Raw genomic sequence first — 1,381 nt, forward strand, 5'->3', positions numbered from 1 at the left:
GAAGCGCCGCGCCTCCCGGAACCCCCCAAGCCGGCCGAAGAGGCGCCCGGCTGGACGGTGCTGCCGGTCTCGGCCCGCACCCGCGACGGTCTCGCCGGCCAACTGAGCCGCCTGGGACGCTACTTGGAGGAACGCCCGGAGCTGTCCGTGTCCGAGGTGGCGCGCGCCCTGCGCGCCCGACGCCCGGGCCCCCACCGGCGCGCCGTCGCGGCGGCGACCGCGGCGGATGCCGCGCGGGCGCTGGCCGCCGCGCCGGTCCCGGCGGCCGGGGCGGAGAGCGCGCCGGAGGTCGTCTTCCTGCTGCCCGGCGGCGGCACCCAGTACGTGGGGATGGGCGCGGAGCTGTACCGCGACGACCCCGCCTACCGCGAGGCCGTCGACCGGTGCGCGGCCATCCTTCAGCCCGTGCTGGGCCTCGACATCCGGCACACACTCCACGAGCACGCGGACCACTTCAGTGTGGAGTCGATGTGCGCGCTCGCGGTGGTCGAGTACGCCCTGGCCGCCTCGCTGGAGGCTTCCGGGGTCCGGCCCGGCGCGCTGATGGGGCACTCCCTGGGCGAGTACGTGGCGGCGTGCCTCGCGGGGGTGATGACCCTGGAGGAGATGCTGCCGCTGCTGGTCACCCGCGTCCGGCTGATGATCTCGGCGGGCGGGGCGGCGGTCGGCGTGGCGCTGCCCGAGCGGGACGTCCTGCCGCTCCTGGACGGGGGGTTGTCCCTGGCGGCGGTCAACTCGCCGTCCTCGTGCACGGTGGGCGGGCCGGTGGACGCCGTGGACGCGCTGGTCGAGCGGCTCGTCGCCGACGGCGTCACCCACCGGCGGCTGCGGCTGCCCGCCGCCGCCCACTCCTCGATGCTCGACTCGGTCCTGGACGACCTGGCCGCCGCCTTCCGCGGCGTCGGACTGCGCGAGCCGCGCGTCCCGTACGTCACCAACGTCACCGGCACGTGGGTCACCCCCGAGCAGGCCACCTCGGTGGAGCACTGGGTGGCGCACACGCGCCGCACGGTCCGCTTCGCCGACGGGGTGCGGACGCTGCGCGCCGCCTCCGCCGGGGGCGCGGGCCCGGTCCTCGTCGAGATCGGCCCGGGGGACGTCCTGTCGCGGCTGGCCGCGGCCGTGGACGACGGCGGCCCGGAGCCCGTCACCGTCCCGGTGATGCGGCACGCGCGGGCGACCGGGCCCGACGCCCGGGTGCGGGCGGAGGCCCTCGCTCACCTGTGGACCGCCGGGGCCGCGGTGGACATCGTCCCGCCCGGCGACCGCCCGGCGGAGGACACCCCGGTGCCCCGGCGGTCCCTGCCGGACCTGCCCGGCTACGCCTTCGCCCGCGACCGGCACTGGATCGACGCGCCCGGCGCCCGGGCCCGGGCGACCG

Annotated in this window: 1 protein-coding gene; it reads left to right on the forward strand. The window is 78.3% G+C overall.

Annotated elements, in window-relative coordinates; all coding sequences use genetic code 11:
• A partial coding sequence (locus tag JNW98_RS35290) for an acyltransferase domain-containing protein (protein WP_223772347.1) occupies nucleotides 1-1,381 on the forward strand: 1,381 nt, incomplete at both ends.

It is taken from the genome of Streptomyces huiliensis, from assembly GCF_020037025.1.
GTDB classification, from domain to species: Bacteria; Actinomycetota; Actinomycetes; order Streptomycetales; family Streptomycetaceae; genus Streptomyces; species Streptomyces huiliensis.